General features: G+C 68.0%; 7 protein-coding genes and 1 pseudogene. 6 read left to right on the forward strand and 2 right to left on the reverse strand.

Annotated features, from left to right (window positions below; translation table 11 throughout):
* Nucleotides 1-227 (reverse strand): annotated as a pseudogene (locus tag ACTHL9_RS07300) (hypothetical protein); the annotation flags it as partial.
* 275 nt (nucleotides 228-502) lie between these two features.
* Nucleotides 503-1,123, reverse strand: coding sequence for a DUF6318 family protein (locus ACTHL9_RS07305; protein ID WP_440518185.1), 621 nt, complete (start codon nucleotides 1,121-1,123; stop codon nucleotides 503-505).
* A 177-nt stretch (nucleotides 1,124-1,300) separates the two neighbouring features.
* Between ACTHL9_RS07305 and ACTHL9_RS07310 the strand changes: the two genes are divergently transcribed.
* The 6 genes from ACTHL9_RS07310 to ACTHL9_RS07335 are packed head-to-tail and all read left to right on the forward strand — an operon-like array spanning nucleotide 1,301 to nucleotide 7,676.
* Nucleotides 1,301-2,686: a cystathionine beta-synthase gene (locus ACTHL9_RS07310; protein ID WP_440518186.1), complete on the forward strand. Its 1,386-nt coding sequence runs from the start codon at nucleotides 1,301-1,303 to the stop codon at nucleotides 2,684-2,686.
* A gap of 10 nt (nucleotides 2,687-2,696) precedes the next feature.
* Entirely contained in the window at nucleotides 2,697-3,851 is a 1,155-nt protein-coding gene (locus ACTHL9_RS07315; protein WP_440518187.1) for a cystathionine gamma-synthase, read from the forward strand.
* 28 nt (nucleotides 3,852-3,879) lie between these two features.
* Nucleotides 3,880-4,818, forward strand: a complete 939-nt coding sequence (locus ACTHL9_RS07320) for a cytochrome b/b6 domain-containing protein (RefSeq protein WP_440518188.1) — start codon at nucleotides 3,880-3,882, stop codon at nucleotides 4,816-4,818.
* Nucleotides 4,819-4,852: 34 nt separating this feature from the next.
* Nucleotides 4,853-6,337, forward strand: a complete 1,485-nt coding sequence (locus ACTHL9_RS07325; protein WP_440518189.1) for a sensor histidine kinase — start codon at nucleotides 4,853-4,855, stop codon at nucleotides 6,335-6,337.
* Nucleotides 6,334-7,008 (forward strand): response regulator, encoded by a 675-nt coding sequence (locus ACTHL9_RS07330; protein ID WP_440518190.1) that lies wholly within the window; start codon nucleotides 6,334-6,336, stop codon nucleotides 7,006-7,008. Before ACTHL9_RS07325 ends, ACTHL9_RS07330 begins: the two co-directional genes overlap by 4 nt.
* Nucleotides 7,009-7,028: 20 nt before the next feature.
* On the forward strand, nucleotides 7,029-7,676 hold the full coding sequence (locus ACTHL9_RS07335; protein ID WP_440518191.1) for an MOSC domain-containing protein: 648 nt from the start codon (nucleotides 7,029-7,031) through the stop codon (nucleotides 7,674-7,676).
* Nucleotides 7,677-7,886 lie beyond the last annotated feature (210 nt).

Raw genomic sequence — 7,886 nt, forward strand, 5'->3', positions numbered from 1 at the left:
GACTGCGGGCCCGAGTCGGCGTAGACGTTCGTCTCGGCGCCCTTGAGCGTGTGCCGCCCCGGCTGCACGCCCAGGGCCGCCGGGGCGATCGGCAGCTGCCGCAGCTGCGCCTCGGTCACCGCCACCACCGCCCCGCCCCCCGGCCGCTCCGGCGCCACCCCCGGATACAGGCACCCCGAATCCAGCCGCTCCGGCTCGGACCCGCCCAGCTGCCGGTACCAGTTCACCAGCATCCCCTCGGGCCGCTCCCGGCACGCCGCCCTCGCCGCCCCGCAAGACTGCGAATCCCCGAAACCCACCTCATCCGACAGACACGCATGCCCATACGAATAGGAATAAGGATCAACCGCACCCCCCGGCAAAGGCGGGAATTCGGCCTTCACGCGACCGGCAGATTTTGCATGGACCTGGACCGACTCGCCGTGCCATTCCCCGCCGATTTCGCTGAGATCGCCGTTCAAGAGGGCGAAGAGCGCAATTCCCAACGAAAGGACCAGTGTCCTCATGATCGGCCAGCCTCGGCAATTGTCCATTTTGTTCCGTCGAAATGGGCGAAGACGACCTGAGCCCCCTCGGCCGTGCCGGCGGGGTAACGCGTCAGCACAGAACCATCCTTGGCGTAATTGACGGAGCCAGACTCCTCGAGCAAAAAGTAGGCGATCACGTTTCTGTTGGGGTCAAGGACCATGTCCGCTTGAAAGTCTCTGACCACTCTAACTGGCCCAACGGACCAGCCTCCGTCGGTGTGAATTTGAGATGCCTTGTCGATTTGAAATTGGCACATCTTGCATGATTTCTGAGACGCTTCTCTGAGCGGTGTCACGTCTCCGGTCTCTCGTGCGTACCTAATCGTGTCGAACCAGTACTGCGTGAAGGCCTCAAACCCTTCCTTGGTGTTCTGCTTTGCAGACTCGGGCAGAACAGGTCGTTCCAGATTCCGTGCTGGGCCTTTGGAACTGGCGGGCGTGGGGCGTGGATCGGCAGTCGGCGGAGCCGCAGCACTGGCCGAAGCGGCCGATGAGGAAGCCGGGGACTCCCCGCCGCAGGCGTTGAGTGGCAGCAGAAGGGCCAGAAGAAGAACAATCAGGAGCGAACGAAGGCAGCGGCGAAGCGCCATTGACATCCCCCAAGAGTCAGTGGTGCGAACGGACGGTACGAGACGGACGAACAGTGCGTGTCGTCGGAGCGTAGCAACGCCCGTCGACCACTGAGAGGCCCTTGCCTCGGGGCCATGCAAGCCCACGTCAAGCGGAGTCTCGCAAACAGCGCCCCGCACTGCCCAACGGCTAGAGTTGGGGGCGTGAAATACGCCAACTCCGTCGTCGAGCTCATCGGCCATACACCCCTGGTCAAGCTCCAGAAGGTGACCGAGGGCATCAAGGCAACCGTCTTGGTGAAGCTCGAGTACCTCAACCCGGGTGGGTCCATCAAGGACCGGATCGCCCTCAAAATGATCGAGGAGGCCGAACGCAACGGGCGCCTGCAGCCTGGCGGGACGATCGTGGAACCCACCAGCGGCAACACGGGTGTCGGTCTGGCCCTCGTGGGGCAGCAGAAGGGCTACAAGTGCATCTTCGTGGTGCCGGACAAGGTGGGCGAGGAGAAGCGCGCCGTCCTAGAGGCTTACGGCGCCGAGGTCGTGGTGACGCCAACGGCGGTGCCACCCGACTCGCCACAGTCCTATTACGGGGTTTCGGACCGCTTGGTCCGGGAGATCCCCGGCGCGTTCAAGCCCGACCAGTTCTCCAACCCGGGTGCGCCTGCGAGCCATTACGAGACCACCGGTCCCGAGATTTGGGCGGACACGGACGGAAAGATCACGCACGTGGTCATCGGCGCGGGAACTGGTGGCACGATCACTGGAACGGGCCGCTACCTCAAGGACATCTCGAAGGACCGCCCCGACGAGGAGGGCGGCCAGGTCAAGGTCATCGGCGCCGATCCCGAGGGCTCGGTGTACTCGGGCGGTTCGGGGAGGCCGTATTTCGTCGAGGGCGTCGGCGAGGACATGTGGCCCGCGAACTACGACAAGGCGATTCCGGACGAGGTTCTCGCGGTGAGCGACGCGGAGTCGTTCGCGATGACCCGCCGTCTGGCGCGCGAGGAGGGTCTCCTCGTCGGAGGCTCGTCCGGCATGGCAGTCGTGGCGGCCCTGCGCGCGGCGAAGGACCTGCCTGAGTCGGCGATCGTCGTCGTCGTCCTCCCGGACAGCGGCCGCGGCTACCTCGCCAAGATCTTCAGCGATGACTGGATGCGTTCGTTCGGCTTCCTGCCCGGCGAGTCGGAGGCGACCGTCGGGGACATCCTGAAGGGCAAGGACGGCAAGCTCCCGGATCTCGTCCACACCCACCCGAACGAGACCGTGCGCGAGGTCATCGACATCATGACCGAGTACGGCGTGAGCCACCTCCCGGTGCTTTCGAACGAGCCCCCCGTTGTCATGGGCGAGGTCCTCGGGGCCGTTGACGAGCGCGCGCTGTCGGCCAAGCTGTTCAAGGGCGAGGCGAAGCTCACGGACAAGATCTCGGAGCACATGGGCGATCGCCTGCCCGTCATCGGCTCGCTCGAGAGCCAGGCGACGGCACGCGAGATGCTCACCGAGGCGGACGCCCTCATGGTGACATTCGTCGGGGCGCCGATCGGCATTGTCACGCGGCACGACCTGCTCGCGAACCTCAACAAGTAAGGAGCCGCAAGTGAGCGAGACCAACCAGGGCTTCAATACCCGCGCCGTCCACGCCGGGCAGGAGTTCGAGCCGCGCACGGGCGCGGTCGTCCCTCCGCTGCATTTCAGCTCGACCTATGCCCAGGACGGGATCGGCGGGCTGCGCTCGGGCTACGAGTACGGCCGTGGCGGCAACCCGACCCGCGACGCGCTGCAGGAGCAGCTCGCCGCGCTCGAGGGCGGCAAGCACGCCTTCTCATTCGGCTCTGGCCTCGCCGCCGAGGATGGTCTCATCCGCGCCCTCTGCACCCCGGGGGATCGGATTGTCCTCGGCAACGACGCGTATGGCGGCACCTACCGCCTCATCAACCGGGTGCTCGGCAGCTGGGGCATCCAGAACAAGCCCGTCGACATGTCGGCGCTCGACGGCGTTCGCGCGGCCGTGGGTGACGGCGCCCGTCTCGTCTGGGTGGAGACCCCGTCCAACCCGATGATGAAGATCACCGACATCGCCGCGCTCGCCGAGGTCGCGCACGACGGCGGCGCCCTCCTCGTCGTCGACAACACCTTCGCCTCGCCCTACCTCCAGAACCCGCTCGCCTTGGGTGCCGACGTCGTCGTCCACTCGACGACCAAGTACATCGGCGGGCATTCAGACGTGGTGGGCGGCGCCGTCGTCCTCCATGACGACGAGCTAGCCGAGAAGATCGGCTTCGTGCAGTTCGCGGTGGGCGCGGTATCGGGCCCGATGGACGCCTTCCTCACCACGCGCGGCCTCAAGACCCTTGGCGTGCGCATGGAGCGCCACTCCGACAACGCGCAGAAGATCGCCGAGTGGCTCGTGGGCCGCCCGGGCGTCGAGAAGGTGCTGTATCCGGGCCTCCCGGACCACCCCGGCCACGAGCTGGCGGCCAAGCAGATGCGGCGCTTCGGCGGGATGATCTCGATCCAGTTCTCGGGCGGCGAGGCGGCCGCGCGCAAGGTCGCGGAGTCCACGAGCCTGTTCACGCTGGCCGAGTCGCTCGGCGGCATCGAGTCGCTCATGAACTACCCGTCCGAGATGACCCATGCGTCCGTGAAGGGCACCGAGCTCGCCGTTCCGGAGAACCTCGTGCGACTCTCGGTGGGAATCGAGGACGCGGACGATCTCATCGCCGATCTCGACCAGGCCATCGGCGCGCTCTGATCCCCCGAACGAGAGGACCACCCCCACGATGCCGTCGTCGCCGTCGACCGCCCCCGCCTGGACCAAAGCGGCCTGGTTCAAGCCCGTTGTGATCGCCGTTGCCGCGATCGTGGTCCTCGCCATCGTGGTGCTGCTCGCCAAGTGGCTGCGCAGCACCACGGGCGTCCAGCAGTTCATCGCGACCTACCCGGGGCACGCGGCGCTCCCCGGCGACACGCCGACGGGACTGCCCGCCTGGCTGAACTGGTCCCACTTCTTCAACATGTTCTTCATTGTGCTGATCGTGCGGTCGGGCCTGCAGGTCCGGTACACGACCCGGCCCCAGGGCTACTGGAAGCGCAACAACAAGGGCCTCGTGAAGACGAAGGGCCAGCCGAAGAAGATCAGCCTCGACCTCTGGTTCCACCTCTCGCTCGATGCCCTCTGGGTGCTCAATGGGCTCATCTACGTGATCCTGCTGTTCTCCACGGGCCAGTGGAAGCGAGTGGTCCCCACGAGTTGGGACGTGTTCCCGCACGCGGTCTCGGTGGCCATCCAGTACGCCTCGCTGGATTGGCCGCTCGAGGACGGCTGGGTGAACTACAACGCGCTCCAGTTGCTCGCCTACTTTGTGACCGTCTTCATCGCCGCGCCGCTCGCAATCCTCACCGGCCTGCGCATGTCCGGCGCATGGCCGGCCAAGGCTGCGCGCCTCAACAAGGCCTATCCGATCGAAGTGGCCCGCCGCATGCACTTCCCGATTGCCATCTACTTCGTGGTGTTCGTGATCGTGCACGTGTTCCTGGTCCTCACCACCGGCGCTCTGCGGAACCTCAATCACATGTTCGCCGCGAACGACGGCGAAAGCTGGCTCGGATTCGGATTCTTCGCCGCCGCCGTGGTCGTCATCGTCGCGGCGTGGTTCCTCGCCCGGCCGCTCTTCCTGCGGCCCATCGCCTCGCTCATGGGGTCCGTGACCCGCAACTGACCATGGTGCTGGCGCTGTGTGACAGCATGGTGCCATGGCCCAGCGCGCCCCCCTCCTCCCGGCCCGCGAGCACCGGCTCGGGCTGTCCGAGCTGGGTGTGCTGGACCGCCGTCGGACCTTGCTTGGGCTCGCCCTCGCGCTACTGCTGCCCGCCGCCGTAGAGACAGTCGTGGTGCTGACCGGCTACCACAACTTCTCCATGACCATGCTGCTCCAGCTCGCGGCTGCCGTCGTCGTCGCGGTGGTCGGCGGGCTGTGGCCGGCCGCGGTGGCGGCCGTCGTCGGCTCTCTGCTGCTGAACTACTACTCAGTGGATCCGGTGGGGACCTTTCTGATTGCGGATCCCCAAGTCGTGGGCGAACTCGTGATCTTCCTCGCCGTCGCGTGCGCGGTGGGCCTCGCGGTCGGCGCGGCGACGCGCCGCTTCGAGCAGGCGAGCCGGGCGCAGGCGGACGCCCGGGCCATGGCCGAGCTCGCCCGGGGCATCCTCGGCTCGGGCGGCAGCGTGGGGGAGTTCCTAGAGCGCGTCCGTGCCGCGCTCGGCCTCCGCGCCGTGACCCTCTTGGACCGGCGGGAGCCGGGGACTCCGCGGGAGGTCAGTCCAGGCTGGGAGGTCGCCGCAAGCGCCGGCGAGGCGCCTCCCGTCACCCCGGCCGCGGCCGACGACGTTGTGGTCGCCGACGAGCACTACACCCTCCTTGCCGGGGGGAGGGCCCTGGAACCAGCGGAGCGGCGCATGATGGAGGCCTTCGGCGCCTATCTCGTCGCCATCCGTCAGGGGCGCCAGCTGGCCTCGAGCCGGGAGGACAACCGGCGCCTCGAGGAGGGCAACTCCATTCGCACCTCGATCCTGAGGGCCGTTTCGCATGACCTGCGCACACCGCTTTCCGGCATCAAGCTGAGCGTGAGCAGCCTCCGGCAGCCTGGCGTCGACTTCGATCCGGAGGAGCAGGCCGAACTCCTCGCAACAATCGAGGACTACACGGACCGTCTCTCCGTGCTCGTGGGGAACCTGCTGGACATGTCGCGCATTTCGGCCGACAGCGTCACGCCTCTCCTGCGCGCCGTGCACTGGGGCGAGGCGCTGCCACCGTGGCCGCCCGGCGCCCGCGTCGAGGTCCGCGTCCCCGAGGAGGCTCCCGCGGTCGAGGCCGATCCCGTCTTGCTCGAGCGAGTTGTCGCGAACCTGGTGGAGAATGCGCTCAAGCACGCCCCGAAATCGGCCGTCGAAATCGACGTGCGGCAGGGCGCCGAGAACAACGGGCATCGGACTGGCGAGCTGCGCGTGGTCGACCACGGAGGGGGGATCCCCGCCGAACGGATCGCCGAGGCCTTCCGCCCGTTCCAGCACCCGGGCGACGCCGGGGGCCACGGCGGGGGAATCGGCCTGGGGCTTGCGGTGGCGAAGGGGTTTGCCGAGGCGATGGGGGGACGGATCGTGGCTGAGGAGACTCCCGGTGGCGGCCTCACCATGCGCGTGATTCTGCCGCTCGCGGCGGACGGCGGGGGAGCGGCATGACCCGCGTGCTCGTGGTCGAGGATGAGGCGCAGATCGCACGAGCCCTCCAGATCAACCTGCGCGTGCACGGCTACGAGGCCGTCACCGTGTCTTCGGGCGAGGGGGCGCTCGAGTCTGCGGCTGCGACTCCGCCGGACATCGTGGTCCTGGACCTCGGACTGCCAGGCATGGACGGCGTCGCCGTGATCCGGCGGCTGCGCGAATGGACCACCGTCCCGATCATCGTGCTCTCGGCGCGGCATGCGGCGGAGGACAAGGTCGAGGCCCTCGACGCAGGCGCCGACGACTACGTCACCAAGCCGTTCGGGCTCGAGGAGCTCCTGGCCCGGCTCCGTGCCGCCGCGCGGCGGGGGACGGTCCGGCCGGAGCCGCCCCGCGTCCAGACGGCCGAGTTCAGCGTGGACCTGGCCGCACGCAGAGTGGTCCGCGACGGCAAGGACGTCCGTCTCACGCCCACCGAGTGGAGCATCCTGGCCCTTCTGGTGCGCCAGCCCGGAACGCTGGTGACGCAGCGTGAACTGCTGACGCAGGTGTGGGGGCCGGCCTATGCAAAGGAAGCGCAGTACCTTCGGGTCTACATGGCCCAGCTGCGGCGCAAGCTCGAACGGGATCCGTCGAATCCCCGGCATCTGAGGACCGAGGCAGGGATCGGCTACCGGTTCGATCCGTGAGCCGCGCTACGCTGTGGGCCATGAAGACCCCCAGCATTCTCGCCGTCTGCCGCGTTCAGCAACTCCTGCCGGATACCGGAGCAGTCGGCGTCACCGCGATCGACAAGCGGCCCGTCGAGGGGCCGGTTCGGGTGCGGAGGCTGGGCCTCCATGGCGACGTGCAGGCAGACCGCGCGAACCACGGCGGCGAGAACAAGGCGGTGTATGCCTACTCGGAGGACGACGCCGGGCTGTGGGCGAGGGCGCTTGGCCGCGAGATCCCGCCGGGGTATTTCGGCGAGAATCTGCGGGTGGCGGGCTACACTGCGAGCAAGGCGGTGATCGGGGAGCGCTGGCGCTTCCCGGGAGGGACCGTGCTCGAGGTGACGATGCCCCGCGTGCCGTGCGCGACGTTCGCCCGCCGGGTCGGCGAGGACAGCTGGGTCAGGCGCTTCCGGGACTCGGGGCTTTCGGGTGCCTACTTTCGCGTCATCACCCCCGGCGACCTCGAGGCCGGCGAGCCGTTCAGCGTGGAGCACGTCCCCGACCACGGCGTCCGTGTGGGGGAGTGGCTGGCGGAGCCCACCCGCGATCGGGCCGAGGCCCTGCTCGACGCCGAGGCAGAGGGGTCCATCCGGCTCGCGGCGGAGATCCGCCCCTACATCGAGCGGGCGCTCGCCGGCGAATAGCTCCCTGTGCCCAAGCTCACGGGGTGATGGCAGACGACGGCGGCAGGTCGCCGTCGTGCGTCCTGTAGTATAGATGTATCCCCCACTGCGCCGGATTCCCTCTTCCTGCCCAATTCTTGAGGCAGGAGTAGTGCGTGTTGGGGCCCGCGGGGCGGGCAGTTTCATAGGGGAGCCGGCTGAAGTAAACGCTGACGGTGCGCGTGTGGCGCC

Source organism: Sinomonas sp., from assembly GCF_051955515.1.
Taxonomy (GTDB): Bacteria; Actinomycetota; Actinomycetes; order Actinomycetales; family Micrococcaceae; genus Sinomonas.